General features: G+C 45.6%; 23 protein-coding genes. 10 read left to right on the top strand and 13 right to left on the bottom strand.

Annotated features, from left to right (window positions below):
• Positions 1-95: 95 nt before the first annotated feature.
• From N4J56_RS17655 to N4J56_RS17635, 5 genes are all read left to right on the top strand, one after another.
• Positions 96-2,258, top strand: a complete 2,163-nt coding sequence (locus tag N4J56_RS17655; protein ID WP_317107619.1) for a peptidase domain-containing ABC transporter — start codon at positions 96-98, stop codon at positions 2,256-2,258.
• A gap of 17 nt (positions 2,259-2,275) precedes the next feature.
• Complete coding sequence (locus tag N4J56_RS17650) at positions 2,276-2,602, top strand: hypothetical protein (RefSeq protein WP_317107618.1); 327 nt, start codon at positions 2,276-2,278, stop codon at positions 2,600-2,602.
• 124 nt (positions 2,603-2,726) lie between these two features.
• Positions 2,727-3,482, top strand: coding sequence for a peptidylprolyl isomerase (locus tag N4J56_RS17645; RefSeq protein ID WP_317107617.1), 756 nt, complete (start codon positions 2,727-2,729; stop codon positions 3,480-3,482).
• Between the two features lie 247 nt (positions 3,483-3,729).
• Complete coding sequence (locus tag N4J56_RS17640) at positions 3,730-5,154, top strand: mercuric reductase (RefSeq protein WP_317107616.1); 1,425 nt, start codon at positions 3,730-3,732, stop codon at positions 5,152-5,154.
• A gap of 39 nt (positions 5,155-5,193) precedes the next feature.
• A complete protein-coding gene (locus tag N4J56_RS17635) occupies positions 5,194-6,048 on the top strand; it encodes a metallophosphoesterase (RefSeq protein WP_317107615.1) in 855 nt (284 codons plus the stop codon).
• Positions 6,049-6,237: 189 nt separating this feature from the next.
• Here the strand turns inward: N4J56_RS17635 and N4J56_RS17630 are convergent, their stop codons facing one another.
• From N4J56_RS17630 to N4J56_RS17595, 8 genes are all read right to left on the bottom strand, one after another.
• The gene (locus N4J56_RS17630) at positions 6,238-7,128 is read right to left on the bottom strand and encodes an SDH family Clp fold serine proteinase (RefSeq protein WP_317107614.1); all 891 of its coding nucleotides are present in this window, start codon (positions 7,126-7,128) and stop codon (positions 6,238-6,240) included.
• A 120-nt stretch (positions 7,129-7,248) separates the two neighbouring features.
• Positions 7,249-7,728 carry a hypothetical protein gene (locus N4J56_RS17625; RefSeq protein WP_317107613.1) on the bottom strand — a complete coding sequence of 160 codons (480 nt, stop codon included), beginning with the start codon at positions 7,726-7,728 and terminating at the stop codon, positions 7,249-7,251.
• 166 nt (positions 7,729-7,894) lie between these two features.
• Entirely contained in the window at positions 7,895-8,998 is a 1,104-nt protein-coding gene (pqqE, locus tag N4J56_RS17620) for a pyrroloquinoline quinone biosynthesis protein PqqE (protein ID WP_317107612.1), read from the bottom strand.
• A gap of 27 nt (positions 8,999-9,025) precedes the next feature.
• Positions 9,026-9,304, bottom strand: coding sequence for a pyrroloquinoline quinone biosynthesis peptide chaperone PqqD (gene pqqD, locus N4J56_RS17615; protein ID WP_317107611.1), 279 nt, complete (start codon positions 9,302-9,304; stop codon positions 9,026-9,028).
• A 43-nt stretch (positions 9,305-9,347) separates the two neighbouring features.
• Positions 9,348-10,055 (bottom strand): pyrroloquinoline-quinone synthase PqqC, encoded by a 708-nt coding sequence (pqqC, locus tag N4J56_RS17610; RefSeq protein WP_410500524.1) that lies wholly within the window; start codon positions 10,053-10,055, stop codon positions 9,348-9,350.
• Between the two features lie 26 nt (positions 10,056-10,081).
• The gene (gene pqqB, locus N4J56_RS17605; RefSeq protein ID WP_317107609.1) at positions 10,082-10,996 is read right to left on the bottom strand and encodes a pyrroloquinoline quinone biosynthesis protein PqqB; all 915 of its coding nucleotides are present in this window, start codon (positions 10,994-10,996) and stop codon (positions 10,082-10,084) included.
• A gap of 102 nt (positions 10,997-11,098) precedes the next feature.
• Positions 11,099-11,290: a pyrroloquinoline quinone precursor peptide PqqA gene (gene pqqA / locus N4J56_RS17600; RefSeq protein WP_317107608.1), complete on the bottom strand. Its 192-nt coding sequence runs from the start codon at positions 11,288-11,290 to the stop codon at positions 11,099-11,101.
• Positions 11,291-11,869: 579 nt separating this feature from the next.
• Entirely contained in the window at positions 11,870-12,067 is a 198-nt protein-coding gene (locus N4J56_RS17595; protein ID WP_317107607.1) for a hypothetical protein, read from the bottom strand.
• Between the two features lie 369 nt (positions 12,068-12,436).
• Between N4J56_RS17595 and N4J56_RS17590 the strand changes: the two genes are divergently transcribed.
• Entirely contained in the window at positions 12,437-13,321 is an 885-nt protein-coding gene (locus N4J56_RS17590) for an AraC family transcriptional regulator (protein WP_317107606.1), read from the top strand.
• A gap of 91 nt (positions 13,322-13,412) precedes the next feature.
• Positions 13,413-13,856 (top strand): nuclear transport factor 2 family protein, encoded by a 444-nt coding sequence (locus tag N4J56_RS17585; protein WP_317107605.1) that lies wholly within the window; start codon positions 13,413-13,415, stop codon positions 13,854-13,856.
• Between the two features lie 34 nt (positions 13,857-13,890).
• On the opposite strand, the gene N4J56_RS17580 is transcribed toward N4J56_RS17585, so the two are convergent.
• Complete coding sequence (locus tag N4J56_RS17580; protein WP_317107604.1) at positions 13,891-14,112, bottom strand: hypothetical protein; 222 nt, start codon at positions 14,110-14,112, stop codon at positions 13,891-13,893.
• Between the two features lie 19 nt (positions 14,113-14,131).
• Positions 14,132-14,980, bottom strand: a complete 849-nt coding sequence (locus N4J56_RS17575) for an aldo/keto reductase (RefSeq protein ID WP_317107603.1) — start codon at positions 14,978-14,980, stop codon at positions 14,132-14,134.
• 195 nt (positions 14,981-15,175) lie between these two features.
• Here N4J56_RS17575 and N4J56_RS17570 point away from each other — a divergent pair, with 195 nt between their 5' ends.
• The gene (locus tag N4J56_RS17570) at positions 15,176-15,580 is read left to right on the top strand and encodes a hypothetical protein (RefSeq protein WP_317107602.1); all 405 of its coding nucleotides are present in this window, start codon (positions 15,176-15,178) and stop codon (positions 15,578-15,580) included.
• 55 nt (positions 15,581-15,635) lie between these two features.
• On the opposite strand, the gene N4J56_RS17565 is transcribed toward N4J56_RS17570, so the two are convergent.
• Together N4J56_RS17565 and N4J56_RS17560 are read right to left on the bottom strand one after the other, a co-directional pair.
• Positions 15,636-16,688 carry an oxidoreductase gene (locus N4J56_RS17565; RefSeq protein WP_317107601.1) on the bottom strand — a complete coding sequence of 351 codons (1,053 nt, stop codon included), beginning with the start codon at positions 16,686-16,688 and terminating at the stop codon, positions 15,636-15,638.
• Positions 16,689-17,096: 408 nt separating this feature from the next.
• Positions 17,097-17,264, bottom strand: a complete 168-nt coding sequence (locus N4J56_RS17560; RefSeq protein WP_317107600.1) for a hypothetical protein — start codon at positions 17,262-17,264, stop codon at positions 17,097-17,099.
• Between the two features lie 711 nt (positions 17,265-17,975).
• Here N4J56_RS17560 and N4J56_RS17555 point away from each other — a divergent pair.
• Entirely contained in the window at positions 17,976-18,449 is a 474-nt protein-coding gene (locus N4J56_RS17555; protein ID WP_317106468.1) for a transposase, read from the top strand.
• A 46-nt stretch (positions 18,450-18,495) separates the two neighbouring features.
• The gene (locus N4J56_RS17550) at positions 18,496-18,645 is read left to right on the top strand and encodes a hypothetical protein (RefSeq protein WP_317106469.1); all 150 of its coding nucleotides are present in this window, start codon (positions 18,496-18,498) and stop codon (positions 18,643-18,645) included.
• Here the strand turns inward: N4J56_RS17550 and N4J56_RS17545 are convergent.
• The gene (locus tag N4J56_RS17545; RefSeq protein WP_317107599.1) at positions 18,607-21,393 is read right to left on the bottom strand and encodes a cation-transporting P-type ATPase; all 2,787 of its coding nucleotides are present in this window, start codon (positions 21,391-21,393) and stop codon (positions 18,607-18,609) included. The genes N4J56_RS17550 and N4J56_RS17545 overlap by 39 nt on opposite strands.
• Between the last annotated feature and the right edge of the window lie 372 nt (positions 21,394-21,765).

Raw genomic sequence — 21,765 nt, 5'->3', positions numbered from 1 at the left:
GTTTGTTTTTTCATAGGAATCTTCAAAAAACCCGCCCCTACGACTTACGGCTTCCCAATTACCAACTACCCATTACCTATTACCAATTAGCTATTATGGTTAGCCTGTTTAACAAAAAATATCCATGTGTCTTACAGGCAAGTGAGGAAGATTGCGGGGCAGCTTGTCTGGCTACAATTTGCAGACATCACGGACGGGTTTTAAGTATTAATCGTTCGCGGGAAGCTGTCAGTACTGGACAGTTGGGAACGACGATGTTGGGCTTAAGGCGTGGTTCGGAGTCCTTGGGTTTCAATACTCGACCAGTTAAAGCTTCGCGAGAGGTGGTAGACCACATTAATGATGTTCCTCTACCAGCGATCGTGCATTGGCAAGGCAACCACTGGGTAGTATTGTACGGGCGACAGGGTAAGAATTACGTCATTGCCGATCCAGCTGCGGGTATTCGCTACTTAAGCAGGCGAGAATTAATGAAAGCATGGAATGGCATCATGCTTTTGCTAACTCCCGATCCTAGCTGCTTTTATACTTGGGATGAAGAAGATTCTTTAGGCGGATTTATCCGTTTTTTTCAACGAATATTACCTTATCGAGCCATACTGATTGAGGCTTTGGGCATTAATCTTGTCTTAGGTTTACTTGCCTTAGCTAGCCCATTTTTAATTCAAATTCTCACAGATGATGTTCTAGTACGGGGAGATGTTCAACTGCTAAGTGTTGTTATAGCTGCTGTGGTAGTTACAACTCTGTTTAGCAGTACGATGCAACTATTACAAACTACAATGATTGCTCATTTTAGTCAAAAGTTGCAGTTAGGATTAGTCTTGGAATTTGGACGCAAACTTCTGCATCTACCTTTAGATTATTTTGAAACTCGCCGTAGTGGAGAAATTGTCAGTCGCTTGCGAGATATTACTGAAATCAATCAGTTGGTTTCGCAAATTGTTGCCTATCTACCCAGCCAGTTTTTTGTTGCCTTAGTTTCGTTTGGTTTCATGCTGTTTTATAGCTGGAAACTGACTTTTGCGGTGATTGCGATCGCCACAATTATGATTTTATCAACGCTACCGTTTTTACCAGTTCTACGGCAAAAAACGCGCAGTCTTCTCGTTTTATCGGCAGAAAATCAGGGTGTTTTGGTAGAAACTTTTAAAGGCGCAATGGTGATGAAGACTACAGCGGCTACACCCCAATTTTGGGATGAATTTCAAAGTCGTTTTGGTCGTTTAGCACATTTGACTTTTAGTACAATTAAAATTGGCATTATTAACGGTGTTTTCACTCAAACGTTGAGCAGCCTTGGTGGTATTGCTTTACTGGGATTCGGTAGCATTTTGGTAATTAATAAGGAACTCAGCATCGGGCAAATGCTAGCGTTTAATGCCATGCAAATTAATGTTGTTGGTTTAATTAATTCTCTAGTTGGTTTAACAGACGAGTATTTTCGTTCTCAAACAGCAGTCAATCGTCTTTTAGAAGTAATTGATGCAACTCCAGAAGCGGTTGGAGACATTCATAAGCCCTTCGCTGAAATCTTACCAGATGCAGATATTGAGTGTACGAATCTCTACTTTCATCATGCTGGCAGAGTCGATTTACTAGAAGATTTTTCAGTCACGATTCCTGGCGGACAAGTTATTGCTTTGATCGGTCAATCTGGATGTGGTAAAAGTACTTTAGCTAAACTAATTGCAGGTTTATATGAACCCCAATCAGGAAATATTCGCATTGGTACGTATAATCTGTCAGATATCGCGATCAATTGTCTGCGTCAGCAAGTCGTATTGATTCCTCAAGAACCTCACTTTTGGAGTCGCTCAATTTTAGAAAACTTCCGTTTAGGAAATCCTCACCTTCCGTTCGAGCAAATTGTTAAAGCTTGTCAAATTGCAGATGCCGATAGTTTTATCAGTCAACTACCTAATAAATATCAAACAGTTTTAGGAGAATTTGGCGCAAATTTATCTGGAGGACAGCGACAAAGATTAGCGATCGCCCGCGCTATTGTCAGCGATCCACCTATTCTTATCTTAGATGAAGCGACCTCTGGTCTCGATCCGGTGAGTGAATTTCAAGTTCTAGAGCGATTGTTAAACTACCGCAAGGGCAAAACTACAATTATTATTACCCATCGTCCGAGTGCGATCGATCGCGCTGATTGGGTGGTGCTACTCGATCGAGGAAAGTTACAACTTCAAGGTTCTTTATCAGTTTTACGTAACAAACCTGACGAAAATTTAAGATTTTTCTTACCTTAATTGGAGTAGATACTAATATGTCTGAACCTAACGAAGACAAGAGCGATCGGCTGTTAGATGAGTTATCCGATCGGGAACAAGAAGCTGTAGTGGGTGGATTTGGCTGGGAAGATTTCTTTGGTTCTTTCTTTTTCCAAAAAACTGATATAGACACTTTTGCTGATGCTCAAGATAAATTCACAGATGGCAGTTCTATTTCTCGCCGTACGAGTTACAAATTATCACAAATTACCTTAGCGTTTACCATGCCGCTTTTTGGTGGATCTGGCAGGCGTAGATCTCGTTCTAGTAGCTCTAGAATGCGAAATATATTTAATTTATTTCAATCTTTTTGGGACAGCTAGTTAGCTCGAACCGGCAAATTATAATGAGATGTTTTGTATTAAGACGCAGCTTTTATCTTACTTAAAAAGCCTTAATCTTCACCACTTAGCTTACTCACAATTACGATGACAAGTGGTTGTATTTATGAATTCCGCACCCCAGACCGTTAATTTTTTTGGTTTACCTATAGAATTTGCTGAGATCGTTAGTTACTTGCAAAAGAGTTTGCAATTAAAGGAAGTCTGTCAGCAGATTTTATATCGCCGAATCATCGAACGTGTAGCGCGGGAAAGAGGCTTAACAGTTGAAGCTGAGGAAATTCAAGCTGAGTTGGAACGCCAGCGTCGCGATCGCGATTTAGAAATGGATGCCGATTTGTTAACTTGGTTGACAGATCGGCTGCTCGATCGAGAAACTTGGGAAGCTAGTATTCGCGATCGCCTGTTGGCTGAAAAATTAAATCAACGTCTTTTTTCTATAGAAGTAGAACGATTCTTTAACCAACATCCAAGTGAATTTGAACGAGTCTTACTTTATCGAATTGTCGTGTCTAGTGCAGCTGAAGCATTAGAGATTTTATATCGATTGCAAGAGGGTCAAATTAGCTTTTATGAAGCTGCACACTTCTACGATATTAGCGAAGAACGGCGACTTCAATGCGGTTATGAGGGGAGAATTTATCGTTCTCAGTTACAACCAGATATAGCAGCGATCGTCTTTAGTGGCGCTGTAGGACAAGCGATTGGTCCTCTGCAAACTGATACAGGTTATTGTTTACTATTGGTAGAAGAATTTTTTTCAGCTCAGTTAACTTCGGAAAGATTTCAAGAAATTTTGGAACGGCTATTTCAGCGGTGGTTAGCGTTGGAGTTAAGTTCGATGCTGCAAAGTAATAGTTAATGAGATATTTGTTAGTTTTAATGGAAATAGGGGGTGCGATCGCCTCTCCCTAATACTAGATTAAGGGAGGGTTGTTTCATTGCCTCGTACTAAGTTATATTCTATGGAGTTTGTTCGCGCAAAGACGCAAAGACGCGAAGAAGGCAGAAAGTAGCTGTTGATGTGAGTCAATATGTTTGGCGACTCTAGTAGCAGGCTGTCATGATAGGAAAGTAAGCGATCGCGCTTTCCCATAAAGGTACTTGTCATGGCAGTGGAATACGATCTTGTGGTTATTGGTGGCGGTTCGGGTGGTTTGGTGGTGGCTGGTGTCGCCGCTGCACTTAAGGCGAAGGTGGCGCTAATTGAAAAGCATCGCCTGGGTGGTGATTGTCTCTGGTATGGTTGCGTCCCCAGTAAGTCTTTGATTCGTGCTTCCCGCGTGGCTTATGAGGTGAAACATGCGGGAAGATTTGGGATCTACTGTAACGATCCGCAAATTGATTTTGCTAAAGCGATCGCCCACGTCCAAAATACAATTACTACCATCGAACCTCACGATTCGCCAGAAAGGTTTGAGGATTTGGGTGTAGAAGTCATTTTTGGCGATGGTAAGTTTATCGATAAGAAAACTTTTGAAGTTAACAATCGTCGCCTCAAAGCCAGAAGTTTTGTCATCGCTACAGGTTCTCGTCCCGCCACGCTACCAATCCCAGGACTCAAGGAAGCGGGATTTATTACTAACGAAGAAGTGTTTGAAATTACCGAACGTCCAGATACACTCGCAATTATTGGTGGGGGACCAATCGGTTGTGAGTTAGGACAAGCATTTTCTCGTTTAGGATCGAAAGTTACCATCATTGCCAGCCGCGATCGCCTCCTTCCCAAGGAAGATCCAGAAGCAGTTGAAGTTATCCACCAACAATTTAAATCTGAAGGTATTAATTTTCTCCTCAATACCAAAGCGGAAAAAATCGAAGTTGTAGATGGTAAAAAATATATTTGGACGGGAAAAGAAAAGATTATCGCTGACCAAATTTTAGTTGCAGCCGGACGAGCGCCAAACGTAGAATCTTTGAACTTAGATGCAGCAGGTGTAAAAGTAGGTAAAAAGGGAATTCAAGTCAATTCTAAACTGCAAACTTCCAATCCCCGTATCTACGCTTGTGGCGATGTTTTGGGCGGTTATCAATTCACCCACGTTGCTAGTTATCAAGCAAATATCGTTCTCAAAAATGCTTTGTTTGTACCAATATTTAAAGTAAGCAATCGCGTCATTCCTTGGGCAACGTTTACCGAGCCAGAATTAGCAAGGGTGGGATTGACGGAACAAGAAGCTAGGGAAAAGTATGGGAACGATATTCGAGTTGTCAAACAAGAATATGCAGATGTGGATCGCGCTCAAGCTGACGGAACGATAGCCGGATTTGCTAAGATTATTACTAAACGTAACGGGCAAATACTCGGCGCTCATTTAGTTGGTGCAGCGGCGGGCGAACTTATCCATGAGATTATATTGGCAATGTCGCATAATCTAAAACTATCTGCTCTGAGTGGAATTCACATCTATCCCACCTTATCAGAAGTGAATAGTAAGGCAGCTTTCGCTCAAACTCGCCAAAATTACGAACAAAACCACAGATTGCAGCAGATGTTATCCAGTATATTTCGCGTCATCCGTCGCTTCGGCTAAGCTATAATCGCGCTGTTTGAGGAGTGAACCCAAGCTTGTATGCACTGGCTATTGACTGGATCTTTGAGTGTAGAGAAACTGACGGTAGCGATCGCCGACTTACCTGCATCTTTGGTAGGGACGAAGATAGTGCAACTGTCCGATCTGCATTACGACGGTGTTAAGCTCTCAGAAGAGATGTTAAAGCAGGCGATCGCGGCTACGAACGAAGCCGATCCCGATCTGATCGTTTTAACTGGCGATTACGTTACCGACGATCCCAGCCCCATCCATCAGTTAGTCTTGCGACTCAAGCACCTGCAAAGTCGCTATGGAGTTTATGCTAGCCTGGGCAATCACGATATCCATTACCCCTATTCCAAAGCTGAAGTAACTAAAGCCTTGACAAGTGTGGGCATTTGTGTATTGTGGAATGAAATTGCTTACCCATTTGGGAAAAAATTACCTTTAATTGGACTAGCTGATTATTGGTCGCGGGAGTTTGATGCTAAATCGGTCATGAAACAGCTAGACCCGCAAATCCCTCGAATTGTCTTATCTCACAATCCAGACACAGCCGTACCGTTGAAAAAATGGCGCGTCGATTTACAATTATCCGGTCATACTCATGGGGGTCAGTTTGCCTTACCTGGTATTGGTCCCGCTATTACCTGGTATCAAGATTTGCGCCGCGGTCTGCCTAAAAATATGCGGCGTTGGATGCCATTTATGCAAGCTGAGTGCGCTAAAGTCGTGCGTCACTGGGAATGGGCGCAGGGTTTTCACCAAGTTGGTGAGAACCAAATGTACGTCAATCGCGGCTTAGGAACTTATGCCCCCGGTCGATTTTTGTGTCCGCCAGAGGTGACGGTCATTACTCTGGGACAGGGACGAGGAGCGAGGAGTGAGGGGTGAGTGCAAGAGGGACAAGGGGATAAGGAAGACAAGGAGGACAAGAAGGATTCGCCATCTAAAAATCTAAAATTCCCTCATCCCTCACTCCTCACTCCTCGCTCCTCGCCCCTAGTTAAGGAGGACAAGAAGGATTCGCCATCTAAAAATCTAAAATTCCCTCATCCCTCACTCCTCACTCCTCGCCCCTAGTTACGGTTCCATCGGATCTGGTAACGGTCTACCCTTGGGTTCGGGTAATCTCGGACGGCGATCGCCATATGGCATCGGGATATACTGGACGCTGGGACGACCTCCCTGCGGTTGAGGATACAATTCCATCAGGTCGTAAATATTTCTCGGCAACCCGACTGTAATTGGCAATCCCAGTTCTGTCGCTTCTTCTACCGTGATCGGATAGTCGTGAGTCACCTGTCCTGTCGTCAGCGCATCGACAATCTTTTCAATATTTTCCGGTAAAATTTTCTGCTTGGGGGTTTCGTCTTTTAACAACGTGCGGACAAAGCGCTGAACCTGAGCGATCGCTTTACGCGACAAGTCCGCCATAATTAGGGTTTGATCCTCCACCTCGCTAATCGGTTTATCTTCCACCACTTTGAGAATACTTGCAGCGGGGAAGTTGCCTAACTGCGGATCGACTGGTCCCAACACAGCGTTAGCATCCATCACAATTTCATCAGATGCCAGTGCTAGCATCGTGCCACCACTCATGGCATAGTGGGGTACAAACACCGTCACTTTAGCTGGATGGCGGATCAAGGCTCTAGCAATTTGCTCTGTTGCCAATACCAAACCCCCAGGAGTGTGCAGAATTAAATCGATAGGGACATTAGGTGGAGTGAGGCGAATTGCTCTAAGTACCTGTTCTGAGTCTTCAATCGTAATGTAACGCGAAAGGGGAATCCCCAATAAACTAATCGACTCTTGACGGTGAATCAAAAGGATAGTTCGGCTGCTGCGACCCCGTTCAAAATCTTGGATAGTTTTGACACGACGAAATTCCATCTGACGACGCTGCCATATTGGTTGCAGCGAAGAAAAGAAGAGGAAAACCCAGAACAAGTCAAAAAAACTAAAGCTCATGGTGTTAATGTCTTTTAAAAGAGAGTTACCCTCCCTATTGTTTCAATTTCTCACAAATCGCAAGTCTATCTTAGGAACTATGGTGTTGTGTAAGGGCGCACAACATGCGCCCTATCCCCTTTAATAGCCGCCGCGATCGCGTTTGAGGTCGTAGATTACCTTTTCCATATACCAATCAACTGACTGGTGCGGGTTTTTCTTTTGAGCTTGAGATAAAAGCCGGTTGGCTGTTTCTCTTTCGTCATGCAACAAACTCATTAATCTTTTCTGAAGATGACGGCTACCTTGCTCGACGCGAACGGAACCTCCTACAGCAACAGGACGCGATTTTACTGGAGATTTGAAGTGTCCGTTATTTCTAGCGGCTAAGGCGATCGCCGCAGCGCCACCTGCCAAGCCTGCTAAAGCTAGCATCAGGTTAGGATCTATTCCTTCTTCGTTCCTGGGGTTCGAGCGGTATATTTGTGCCGTCAAAAATTCGCGATTACTTTGCTCAACTTCTCTGGTAACGGTTTGAGCGGCAATAGGCAAACTGCTGCTACTAATCTGAGCGCCAAGAATAGCAGCGATCGCAGCACTCAAATGCAACAACTTTAACATTGGATTAGTTCAACTTCCGAACTCTTTAGATGCTTCTATTCTGAGGCATAAATATGACAAGAATATGTCACTACGAACCGTTTAAATATGTCGATAGAATTACAACCAATCGCGATGTCATCGATAATATGTAAATTCTATTCGCACAGTCGGTAGTGTTCGACACCTACACCGACGATCGATGTACCAAAGTCAAAGGTTGTTCTGATGCCCGTTCTCTGGCTGTGACTACTAAATCATGATGGGGTGATAAATGGCAGACTGGATCGGTTGCAGCAGCGTTATTTGTTAACAGTAGTGCTTGGCAACGGCAACCACCAAAGTCAATTGGGGCGCGATCGCAACTGCGACAAGGTTCGCTCATCCAGTCGGTTCCCCGAAAGCGATTGAAAGCAGGCGATTCAAACCAAATCCACTCTAAAGTGCGATCGCGGACGTTAGCAAACTCCATCTTAGGAATAGAATTAGCGGCTTGGCAAGGCATTGCATCCCCATTGGGAGCCACAACCAAAGCCCGACGACCCCAACCACCCATGCAAGGTTTGGGATAATCTTCGTAGTAGTCGGGAATGACATACAAAATTCCCATCGGGCAAATGCGGCTTTTTTTAGCCTCGGCTACAATCTGCGCGGCTCGTTCCAATTGCTGGGGCGTTGGTAGTAAAGCGGCACGATTCTGCAAAGCCCAGCCGTAGTATTGAGTGTGTGCCAGTTCTACCCGATCTGCTTGCAATTGCTTGCATAACTCTAACATCTCCTCCAAGCGATCGATGTTTTGCCGATGCAGGACAAAGTTCAGCGTCAGCGGTAAACCTAAATCTTTGACAATTTTTGCTGCATCGAGTTTTTGCTCAAAACAACGAATGCCAGCAATATAGTCAGACTGAGCAGCGCGACTATCTTGAATGCTAATTTGGATGTGGTTGAGTCCGGCATGACAAAGCTGCGTAGCACGTTCTAGTGTCAGCAACGTACCAGCAGTAACCAAAGTCGTATAAAGTTCAACTTGGGCGGCTGCTTTGACTAACACTTCCAAATCCTGTCTCAGCAGTGGTTCGCCACCAGAAAAACCCAACTGCCATACACCCAAGTTTCGAGCTTGCTGGATCGTCCGCAGCCAATCATCAGTAGCAAGTTCCTGACGATAATGTTTGTCATCATAGTTGAGTGGATTAGAGCAGTAGGGACAACTCAGGGGACAGCGATAAGTTAACTCTGCAATTAAAGTCAAAGGTCGAGCTGTCGTCTTGACTGGTAAGACTTCTAACATCAATTCTTCTCCTTGGCATCGACACGATTAATCTTTATAAACCAATAGTCCCCGCGCGCCGATCCGAATCAGCAAGCGGCGCACATCATCTTCTAGTGTCTCGCCTCGATACTGTGTCTTTAATTGAGCCGCGATCGCCCCAACAGTACGTTTACCATCGCACAGCTCCAATACAGCCGCCGCCGTAGAATTTAACATCAGCGCGCCTTCCGGCATCAGCAGTAAATGTTGTTGTCTTAACTCGTCCCACTGCAAGCGTACACCTTGGGCTAAATGCGGTCGCCAGTGGTTTTTCATGTTACTCATATTGGGAGGAGTCGGGAGTCGAAAATTAATTACGAATTACGAATTACGAATTATTTCTTGTTTCCCCTCGTTCGATCGCTTCTAACTGGCTCCAGAGTAGATCGCACTTGAACGCTAGGGCTTGAACTGCTCGTTCTTGAGATTCGCAGCTGCGACAATACTTCAAGACTAAATCTAAAGCATATCGGGCATCTCGCGGTGCTTGCTCAAGTCGTTTCCTAAAGTAATCGAATCCTGCCGGATCGATCCAGGGATAATGTTGTTCTAGGGCAACCAAGCGGACTCGGATCGCATCTGGACCAAATAATTCTGTCAGTGAGGCAGCGACAGCCTCAATCCAAGGTCGAGTGCGACAAAAATTGACGTAAGCATCGACAGCAAATCGTACTCCTGGGATTACGTGTTGCTCGTCTAACAACTCTTGGCGGGACAAGCCAACTGCTTCACCTAATTTTAGCCACGCTTCAATTCCACCTTCGCCCTCACTGCGTCCGTCATGGTCGATGATGCGATCGATCCATTGCCGTCGCACTGCTAAAATTGGACAGTTGGATAGGATAGCAGCATCTTTGAGGGGAATGCTTTTTTGATAGTAAAATCTGTTTGCCACCCAAAGCCGCACCTCTTGGGATGTCAAATCTCCACTATTCATGCGGACGTGGAAGGGGTGTAAGTGATGGTAACGTTGGTGCTGCGATCGCAACGCTGCCTCTAGTTCCGCCTCACTCCATGCTTTTTGTTCCTGGTGCATCAGTTCCAGCACGGTTTTTTCACCTCCTACAGCTCAATTGTCAAACCATCGTAACCAACTTCAATTCCTGCTGCTTCAACAATTCGGCGTTCCTGGGAATCAGGCATCAGAATCGGGTTGGTATTGTTAATGTGAACGAGAATTTTGCGGGGGCGGCGCAGTTGGGCGAGATGCTGTATGCTACCTTGGCTTCCCGAAAGGGGTAAGTGTCCCATTTGCCGTGCTGTGCGCTGGGCAATTCCTAGATTTACCAATTCGTCATCTTGCCAACACGTCCCATCTACAAGAATGCAATCACTGGACTCCAAGCGGTCTAAAATATTTTCATCCACTTGAGCTAAACCTGGAGCATACGTCACAACTTTGCCACTGGTGAAATCGCGAAATGTCAAGCCGACAACCCAAACTTCATCTGCTACGACCTTGTGACGCATATATTTTGGCGGTTTGGCAGCGAGGGGAAATGCCTCTACTTCCAATCCATGTGCATCACCCTGTCCTAGATTTATCGGTCTACCAGGTTCGAGTAACGACCATTCCACGCCGCAATAGCCTGCCAATGTGGATAGTAAGGGAAAACCTTCTGTCAACGCTCGGCGGACTGTATCCGTGCCGTAGAGCCGCAACGGTTGAGCCGATTCTCGCAACAAGATTAGTCCTGTGGTGTGGTCGATTTCGGCATCACTTAGCACGATCCCCGCAATCGGGCTGGAACGGATAGACTCTGGTTTCCCCTCCCGCAGCAGTTCGAGTTGCTGGCGCACGTCTGGAGAAGCGTTAACTAAAAACCAAGGTCGATCGCTTGCTCGTACTGCAATTGAAGATTGATTCAGCCAGCTTACACCTGGAGCGGAAGTTCGCGCGGCTTGACAACCAGGGCAATTGCAGTTCCACTGCGGCAACCCACCACCTGCGGCAGTACCGAGAATTTTTATCTGCATAGCTTTTCGAGGAGCTAGGGGCAAACAGTTGTCATTTCATCAGTGTAGAGACGTTATATGTAACGTCTCTACACTTGTTCTGACTTCTTACCCCAGTCCTTATCATTGCCATTGGTAAATATATGTTGTGACTTCCATACATAGGTCAAGTTCGTCATAGTCTGGTTGCTCCCAATCCGTTAGTGGCTTGCCGATGGGTGGATGGTAAGAACTTTCTCCAGGTGTACCTTGGGGGGCTTTAGAACTGTTGCTTTGCTCGTCTGGTGTAGAGCGATCTGTTTTGTCCCAAACCATGATGGTTCTCCTTATGCGATCGTGTCATTAACCTAACTTTTGCTCAGGTCTTTCAGGGTGCGTTCTCTCTAGCTTTTTACGTAGGCGTTGAGTCATCGAGCGGCGATCGCTCTCAACCCTGGTAACGATACTAGCAATTGTCAATTACATATTATCTATTACTAGCCGCTAAAAGGTTGTCATTTTTCAGTCACAATTGGCGGTCACGCTAATCAACATACTTTAGTGGCAGGGGTCGCAGTACTTACTTATTTTAATTTTGAATGCGCAACCAAATTGTCAGACATCTTAAACTCTTAACTGAGATAGTTTCTCGATCGATATTCAGGATTTCTTAAGCTTTTTATAAAAGTAAAAATTGGTTGTTTTGAATTCCGTAAAATTGATTGATTAAACAAAGAATGAAAACGAGCGGTTTTAAAAATAAAAAAAAATTACCGTTAAAGTGCCATTCGGGTCGGGATTGATGTGAGTAAAGCCAGCTTGGGTGTTTGTCTTCGACCAAACTTTAAGCAGTTTCAAGTCCAAATCAAGCCAGTGGTATTGTTAAATTAATTGAGCAACTTCAGTCTTTCAAAATTAAACAAGTGATTTGACAGGATACTGGGGTAGGGAATCGGCAATCTCGTACCAGGGCGCTTTCGACTTTACGTACAGACGCGCTACGGGTTGCGTTTTTGGATCGTCGTCTAGGGTTGCTAAGGGAATCCGCACGTAATTCATTTGGGGAAACATACTCAGCATATTAGAACCACAAATACGGTAGAAATTTCGCACATTCCTTTCTGACGAGCAATACCCACTCAGTAATTCTTTGAGTTTGTTAATACCGTTCTGCTAGATTTGCTCGCCTCTATGTCAGTATTCTGATTTATGACTGAATAAACAGTCAATAAAAAACCGAAAGGCTCAACTGGCTGTGATCGCGTATTCTTTTTGTTGCTTACAAGTCACCATTTCAAAAACGGCTGCGCTTTTTCCAGGGTACTGCTCAGATTTGTCGCAAACTAGCTAGAGTCTGCTATTTGTGGAATTTGGGAGAAAGTGCAATCTTGAAGCTCACCTTAGGAATTACAAAATGTTGCATTGTATCAAATTGGTGAGCCTTAATTATTTACAATCTAGACAGTTAGCATCAAGGTAATTGTGAGCGATCCGACTGCAAGCAATCTACCTCTAATTCTTCCCCTTTCGCCGCTTCTGTCTAGTGACGGCGCTAACTGGACAAATATTCAATTTGCTTATTTTCGACAACCACCCTGCGATCTTCCAGAACGTGTATCGTCCCAGCACATCATTTGTCTGAATATCGGCAAGCCCGTGCAGTTAGAGCAAGCAGTTGATGAACGACATGAGAAGGTAGAATCGGGATTTGGAGATGTGAAAATTTACCCAGCCTACCTCAGCCAACAGTTTCACTGGGACAAAGAAGCTGAGTTCTTCAATTTGTTTTTATCACCATCATTTCTGGCTACTGTTAGTTATAACGTATTTGGGAGCGATTGCCTCGAACTAATTCCACATCTAGCTACACTGTTCGATCCATTAGTCGTACAGATTGGCTTTGCACTGAAAACATCCTTAGAAATTGACGGGAAAAATAGCCATCTTTATGCCGACTCGCTAGCCCATGCACTTGTAGTTCATCTTTTATCTAGATATTCCACCAACTCACGTCAAATCAAAACTGTTACGGGTAGTTTTACTCAACAGCAATGGCAACAAATTGTCGATTATATTGAAGCAAACTTAGATCGAAACATGAGCTTAACTCAGTTGGCAGAAATTGTGCGATTGAGTCCGTATCATTTTGCTCATTTGTTCAAAAAGTCAACTAATATTTCACCTCACCAATATTTAATTCGTTGTCGAATTGAACGAGCTAAACAACTGATAGTTATAGGCAATTTATCGCTGGCTGCGATCGCTCAAACTGTTGGGTTTGCCAGTCAAGGACATTTTACCTACCATTTCAAACGCCTTGTCGGAGTTACGCCCAAAGTTTTTTGGCAGCAAGCGCAAGAACGTTGAAAACAATCGCAAGAACTTTGAAGAGAAGCAGTCAAGAATAGTTGGATACTGAATGCGTCAGTCGATAACTATTGACAAGAAAGGAGAATTTATGACACGGGAGAATGTAGAGAATGTTCGCCGTCTTTTCCAGGCTGTCGAAGAACGTGACATTGCTGGAGTTCTCGCAGCATACGCGCCTGAGATTGTCATCCGCGATGCAGAGTCGCTACCCTATGGTGGCGTACATCACGGTCTTGAAGGTGCAAAACAACACGTTGAAGGTGCTGCTCAAACTTGGAATCATCTTCAACCGCCAGCCGAGAGGAAAATGGATGCAGTCTTTTTAGATGTAGAAGATTACGTTATTGTCCTTTGGCGGTTGAAAAGACTGGCAGCCAGTAGCGGCGGAAAACTCGATTTGCCAGTAGTCAGCGTCTATAAAATGCGTGATGGTAAGATTCTCGAATCACAAATGTTTTACTCAGATACTGTTGCGATTCAGCAATTCATAGAAAGCGATCTGCACTTTGCACAGTTAGCATCATCAACATAGTCTTCTCAATTCGTGCGAGTACGCGATCGCATACTTACTCAGGCATAGCAGTAGACCTGCTATGCCTGAGTAAGTTTTCGCTATCAGAACCCCATTTCAGCCGCCGCGCTTGTTTGTCTACGCGGAAATGTCCTTCAGAATCATACTCGCGCTCTCCAGCCTGCTCTTGAGTGCGAATTCTTTCCTCCTCTTGAGGCTGGGCGTTTTTGACTTCCTTTGGAAAGCGGATTGCCCTTATCCCAAGCTTCCTCTGCACTATTAACACAAAACTAGAATCAGCTAGGAATGTAGGCGAAACTGTCTGGGTTTGGACCAATGCGACCGGACTCGCCGCGATCGAGTGCGGAGATTGTGCCAATGTCGGTGGAACTCAGTTCAAAGTCAAACAGTTCAAAGTTCTCCTTCATGCGCGATGGTGTCACCGACTTGGGAAACACGATGTCACCGCGTTGGATGTGCCACCGCAACACGACTTGTGCCGGAGTCTTGTTTACCTTGTGGGCAAGCTGCTCGATGGTGGGGTCTTCAAGCACCTTGCCCTGCGCTAGTGGCGACCACGCCTCGGTAGCGATCTGATGTTCCTGACCGTAGCTGCGTACTGCCTGATTGGTGAAGTAGGGGTGTACCTCGATTTGGTTGACTGCCGGAACTATTTCGGTTTGGGCTGCCAACCGTTCCAGGTGGTCGATCTGGAAGTTCGACACTCCGATGGAGCGGGCGCGACCGTCACGATGAAATTCTTCCAGTGTCTTCCAGGTCGAAACGAAGTCGCCGCCGTAGAGCGTCGGCAAAGGCCAGTGGATCAGGAACAGATCCACGTAGTCGAAGCCGAGTTCTAAAAGCGTAGTGTTGAATGCCTTACGAGCGTCATCAGGCTGATGGAACCCGTTATTGAGCTTGCTGGTGACAAAAATGTTGCTGCGATCTAGACCAGAGGCGCGGATAGCCTCACCCACCTGCTTCTCGTTGCCGTACATCTGTGCAGTATCGATATGCCGATAGCCGATTTCCAGCGCCTTGCTGACTGCCTTGACGGTATCCTGCGGCTCGATCTGGAAGACTCCAAATCCGAGCTGTGGAATGGTCTTGCCGTCGTTGAGGGTGATGTTGGGAACTGCACTCATAGATGTTTAACGTTGCTGGTGAAATTCAGGGCAACAGTGAAATTCTTCTCATTCTATGTCGCGAGCATGAGTGCAATTGTATACCTATGGTGATATTGCTGATGAGGTATCGCTCGGTATGGCACATCAAGCTGAGTGATGCCGTGAAGAATTTATCATAGTTGAACAATTACTAAATCCTCAAGCAGGATCGATATGGTTAAACATACACAAGCTCATATGTCCCGCAAGCTGAACAAAAATCAGCCTTTGGCGCTCAAAGAAAGAACAAAATCGCAGATGGAATACTACATGGGTGCGAAGCTGATTGAAATTGGCGTGAATCCGAAATCAGCTATTTGCCGTTGGTCGCTGGAATTGCAGGGAAGTGAAGAAGTCTGGACTTATAGTGCCTTCTGGGGTGAGTCTAAAGAACAGTTGCTACAAGGGCAGCAGCCGCTTCAAGGAGCTGCGTTGCTCAATTGTGCCAGAGCCAATACTTCTCAAGAATTAGCCGCAGTTGCCCAACTGTGCGGCTATGGCAAAGATTTTGACAGTTTTCAGGAGGCGTTAAAGCAGGCACAGCAGGTAACAGGGGAAATTGAGTCTGGAGCAAGCTAAAGGATCGTAAATTATTCGTCTGGCCCAAAGCGATCGAAAAAGATCGGGTATTCACTCACAAAGAGAAGGGAACTGTGCATTTTTCTTTGTTGCTTTGCATTGCCAATTCGATAATGCGAATTGTATTTCTCGCTTCTTCAGGCTTAACACTTAGCTCTGCCCGATCGCCAATTGTATCAGCTATATTCTGATAGTAAGCTTGATAGCAACCTGCAAGCGTTTCAATCTGCCCCTCCACTTGTAGCCCGCTAATTTGTGTCCTCAAAGTCCCCCACTTCTCTCTAGGCTCTTCTCCCCAGTTTGGTTCGGCGGGTGTAAGTCCTTGCTTCAAAGCTTCTTCTTGCGGATCGTAGCCATATTTAATAAAAGAACCTTCCGTACCATGTAAAATGAAACGCGAACATTGCTCCTTGACTAGCATACTCGCCTTCAAAGTCACTTTCAAGTTGTCGTAATCCAGTATTAGCTCAAAATTATCGTCTGCCTTGCCAAAATCTCTTTGGATTCTGATGTCCGACGCGATCGCTTGTGGTAAGCCAAATAGAACCTGCGCCTGGTCTATTAAGTGCGAGCCGAGATCGAACAGAACTCCACTCCCATTCCCTTCGTCTTCCCTCCAGGCATTCGGCTTCACGTAATTTCTGAAGCGATCGTAATGAGACTCATATTCGACTAAGCGTCCTAAAAGCTGACTATCTAACAACCGCTTCACTGTGAGAAAATCACCATCCCACCTCCGGTTGTGATGCACGCTAATGAACTTGTTTTGCTGACGCGCCAAATCTATTAATTGCTGTGCTTGGTTTGAGTTAACAGTAAAAGGCTTTTCAACTACGACGTGTTTATTTGCTAGTAAAGACTGGCGTGCTAGATCGAAATGGGAGATATTTGGAGTCGTAATCACGACCAGAGTTATTTCTTCATCATGCAAGAGTGTCGTGCTATCGCGCACGACTTCCACCCCAGGATAATCTTGACTAGATTGATTCCCATGTCGTTCGACCACCTTTTTCAGTTGAAGATGGGGAATTGACTGAATAATTGGCGCGTGAAACACGCGAGCTGCCATGCCATAACCAACCAGTCCTACGCCAATTTGCTCAACCATTTTTTCTCCAGCATGACTCGATCCTACAGTCAATAGTAAAGCTACAAGAGTATAGATTTTTAGCCTATAGGAAATCCTTTTTGTTCTTTTCCACAATGACATGAACCTAGTAGCAGCATGGCGATGTTCGAGCTAACTCGATCGACGAGCAGGTAGATTTTCTGGAATCTGGCGTGAAGTTCGTGAAGCTATCTACATAACAACAGTTCAATTCTAAATTTAACTCTCTATGTTTAAGCTGGGGTGCAATTCTAAACTGCGTCCCTTATTATTTGCCTTAGCAAGGCACAAACTTGGAATATCTGCTGTTTTCGCGTTTCGGTGCTAGTATATTTCCTGCTATGGTTATGGGTGGAGTGTATGGACGCGATCGCAACGTTGACGCAACGCTGAGGCAATTGCTTGCCCTTATTCTTTCGGAATCTTGAACCCTAGCTGCTTCAACCAAGAGCAAGCAGCTGTATCGCATTCGCTTTCTAGTTGCATAGCTGCTACTTCAATGGGATTTCTATGGTGTGCTTGCTGCTTTTGGGCGCGATATTGCTCAAGCAGGTAAAGTACCTGAAGATCCCCCAACTCCCACGCCTCTCAGGAGCAAGAGTTCTACCCGTTGTTAGGGAGGCTAGAAGGGACTCGACTTTAACCAAGAAGTATTGGGTTTCGACCTACTCAGGGCGATCGATCCAGTTAACTGAGATCTTGCACCATTCTCAATAAAGGGTTGCCAAAAGAGCCAAAATCTGGAAGAAAGGGCGTAGGAATAATTTGAGTTGACGATTATGGAAACCATCGTCGAATACGCCCAAGGGCTAGTCTATAGCCTTCTTTGCTTAATGCCTAGCACATACCAGAAAGCCAGTCTAAACGCCCTGTTCGGGCTGTTTCTTGAAGCTCAAGGATATCCTTTACCCCAGCACACCCAGGTGAAATCCGCTTCTTCATTGAGTCGATTTTTGAATCACTACAATTGGTCTACTCGTAGCGTGATTCGCACGACTCGTCAAATGGTGTTGCAGCAAGTGACCGCTCATCCCCCTCATCCAAGCACTCCTTTGCGAGTGTTGATCGATCTAACGACATTCGAAAAGTGCGGCAAGTTTTTGCAGTTGAGTACGCCGACGAATGACCCCAAGGCACCTGACCCCTGGGTGAGAATACTTAACGGTAAGCGGGGATTACATTTAGTAGTATTGTACCTGGTGGTGGGTGAGTGGCGAGTGCCTTGGAGCTTTCGGGTCTGGCGGGGCAAAGGCTATCAAGCGCCCAGTACAATTAGCCTGCAAGTTGTTGGCAACGGTTCCAACCCAGTTGAGTCAGGGCAGGGTGGTCATTGTACAGGCAGATACGGAGTTTGGCACCGTAGAGTTTCTCAAAGCAGTGCGAAAGCAGTCGTGGCGAGCAGTCGTGGGGATGCGCTGCAATCGCAAAATGCAGGACGGTCGTCATCTAAAGCAACTGTATCGCCATGCCAACCGTGGACAACAGGTGTATTTAGCGGGAGACACACAGCCACTGACGGTGTCCTGGTTCTGGCTCAAACGAGCCGAAGGCAAGCGAGAACTGCGCTTTGTCGTTTCTACCCATCCTTACTCTGGCATTTATCTGGTGCGGCTAGGACGTAAGCGCTCTTGCATTGAGGGCTTTTTCAAAACGAGCAAACATCGTTTTGGGCTGCATCGCTTTGGGCAAACTACGAAACTTGGTGTCTATCGCTGGCTCATCAAGAGCGCTAATTGCCTATCTATTGGCGCATTGGATTGACCAATGGTCACTACCTCCTGTCCTGGATTGGAAAGCTGCCAGTGATTTGGCATTAACTGTACTGTTTCCCTCGGTTCTGTGGTTACAATTGCTGCGGTTCATCCGAGTCAATGCTGACATTGCTGCACAATTCGATTTTGAAATTATCCTCAAACCTTTACCCATTCTTGCTTATCGAGAATGCTGCAAGATCTGAGTTAACCAAAATAGCCAATGGAATCATCGGTAAAGCAGGCAACAAACAAATTAACCACTGCTGTAGATTCAATGGTGCGGTCGCAAATAAGTTATTCATGACGCTCCATTGACTGAAGACAATTTGTAATACAACTGCGGCAAGAATACCCAGCCCAATTGCCTTTGTCTCACCAATTGAAACTCTTCTACCACGGATTCTCAGCGCGATCGCTTTCCCTAAATGGCTGATACTCAATAAATACACGATCCTAGCTGCAACCAAAGCTTGAATTGCCATCGTTCGCGCCAAGGTGACATCTCCCGTATTTTGACGTACCCCCTCGAAAAAACCAAAAATCAGAATCCAGTTAAAAACGGAAATTGCCAGAATCCGCTGTAACAGTTTTCCTGAGATTAACGGTTCTCTTGGGTTGCGCGGGGATGAGTGCATTACCCCCTCAGACTTCGGTTCAAATGCAAGCGGTACTGTCATCGCCACTGAGTTGACCATATTTAACCACAAAACTTGTAAAGACAGAATTGGTAGATCTCTGGCAAGTAAAGCACTAATTAAAATTGTCATTGACTCGCCACCATTGACGGGTAAGATAAACGCGATCGCCTTACGTAAGTTTTGATATACCGTCCGTCCTTCCTCTACTGCGGCTTCAATCGAAGCAAAGTTATCATCCGTCAGCAGCATATCGGCGGCTTCCCTGGCAACATCTGTTCCCGCACCGCCCATCGCTACGCCAATATCGGCTTGTCTGAGTGCTGGGGCATCATTCACCCCGTCTCCCGTCATGGCAACAATTTCACCTTTGGACTGTAAAGCTTCTACCAACCGCAATTTTTGAGCTGGGGCAACTCTGGCAAAAACTACACCATCTTCTACCGCTTGGGCTAATTGGCGATCGTCCATTTGGGCGAGTTGCTGCCCTTCAAATGCCTCCACCTTGCCATCTTTTTGCAAACCCATCCGTTCGGCGATCGCCCTAGCTGTGGTAATGTGGTCGCCAGTAATCATCTTCACGTCAATTCCTGCCGATTGACAGTTACGCACTGCGGCGATCGCTTCAGCGCGTGGCGGATCGATCATTCCCTGCAAGCCGATAAAAACCAGATCGGTTTCGATATCATCATGGTCTACAGAATTCTGGTTATCCCCAACTGCTTTTTTAGCAAAAGCCAGCACTCGCAATCCCTGCTTTGCCATTAACTCAACCTGCTGTTCGACTTCGGCGCGGTTGATAGCAATTGGGTTGCCGTTTTTATCCAGCATTTGCCGCGTACGGCTCAAAATTGCCTCCACCGAACCTTTAACATAAATAACTTTAGATTCTTCTCCACTCCTGTACGGGCGGGTTTCTAAACCTGCTCCTACTGACTCCCGACTCCCGACTTCATGCAACGTCGCCATGTACTGAAACTGAGATTCAAAGGGAATTGCATCCAGCCTGGGAATTGACTCTACTAATTCGGACTGACTTATCCCTGCTTTCTTGGCAACTGCAATCAAAGCTCCTTCTGTCGGATCTCCCACTACTACCCAGCGATCGTTTTTTTCTTCCAACCGCGAGTCATTACACAATAGCCCAGCGATTAAACATTCTTGCAGAGCTACAGGTAGGCTTTGGTTTTCCCCAAGCTCTCTTATCTCCCCTTCGGGACTGTAACCCGTACCGCTAACAGTAAAGCGATCGCCTCCAGCATAAATCGCTTGCACTGTCATTTGGTTTTCTGTCAGCGTCCCTGTTTTATCAGAGCAAATGACTGTCGCGCCGCCTAAAGTTTCTACCGCAGGTAATTTGCGGATAATGGCGTGACGGCGTGCCATGCGGTTAACTCCAATTGCTAGCGTCACCGTTACCACTGCTGGTAGTCCTTCAGGAATGGCACTGACTGCCAAAGCGACAGCCGCTTCAAACATTCCTGCAAAGGTCTGCCCTTGACCCAACCCTACTGCTAATGTGAGTGCTGCCAGACCTAAAATGACGTAGAGTAATGTGCGGCTAAATTTGTCAAACTTACGAGTTAGAGGTGTACTTAAGTTAGTCCGTTGCTCGATGGTTTGGGAAATGCGCCCTACCTCCGTATTGCCTGCTGTTGCTACGACAATACCGCTTCCCTGCCCGAAGGTAACAAAGCTACCTGCATATGCCATGTTAAGCCGTTCTGCTAAAGGAGTATCAGGCTGAAGTGGAGCGGTTGACTTTTCCACTGGAACAGATTCGCCAGTGAGAGCTGATTCGTCTACTTGCAAGTTCCGGCTATTTACCAAGCGCAGATCGGCTGGCACTTTATCGCCAGAAGTCAGCATGACGATATCGCCAGGTACGATCTCTTTTGAGGGAATGCGGATCTTTTGTCCGTCGCGCAATACAGTTGCTTCTGTAGTGACGGCTTGCGCTAAAGCTGCGATCGCGCCTTCTGCTTTTGATTCTTGTACGAAACCGATAATCGCGTTAATTACCGTTACACCCCAAATCACGAGCGCATTTGTCCAAGAACCCAAAAAGGCTTTAATTATCCCTGCGATTAGCAAGATATAAAGTAAAGGCTGATTGAATTGCAATAAAAACCGCAACCATGCGGGTTTACCTGGTTTCGCCTTGAGTTCGTTCTCACCATATTGGTTCAACCTTTGCTTAACTTCTGCTGCTGTTAAACCCCTTTCGGGATTGGCATTAAGTGAGTTAGCTACTTCCCCAACTGAAAGTCCGTGGTATTGACGCTCTAATTGGCTACCTGTTGCAGTGGTTGTCATGGTTGTATCTACGGCACTAATTAAAATGATTTCAAAGCTCGTACTCGCTCTATTCAACTTTGTTAATAACTCAAACAATGGCGATCGAATTACGGCTAATACTATAAGTTTTCAAGTAGCTATGTTGGCAGCTTATAAGTAGCTAATAGAGTATTTCATCAACATCTGCATCTCCCATTAAATAGGACTGAAAAACTCAGATTACTTAATTAAATCTAATAAAATTGCTTCCATCTCTAGCTATTCAATATTTTAATCTGAGTAATTAAAAGCACATAGATTGAACAGATCGCACTTGCACTCAGGTTTTCATGACAGTGTAGGCTTGCGTCTAATACGACATTATGTACCTCTAGTTTTATAGATAAATGT

Source organism: Chroococcidiopsis sp. SAG 2025 (genome assembly GCF_032860985.1).
Lineage (GTDB): Bacteria > Cyanobacteriota > Cyanobacteriia > Cyanobacteriales > Chroococcidiopsidaceae > Chroococcidiopsis.
The sequence above is the reverse complement of the archived record's forward strand: the minus strand, read 5'-3'. Positions and strand labels throughout refer to the sequence as shown.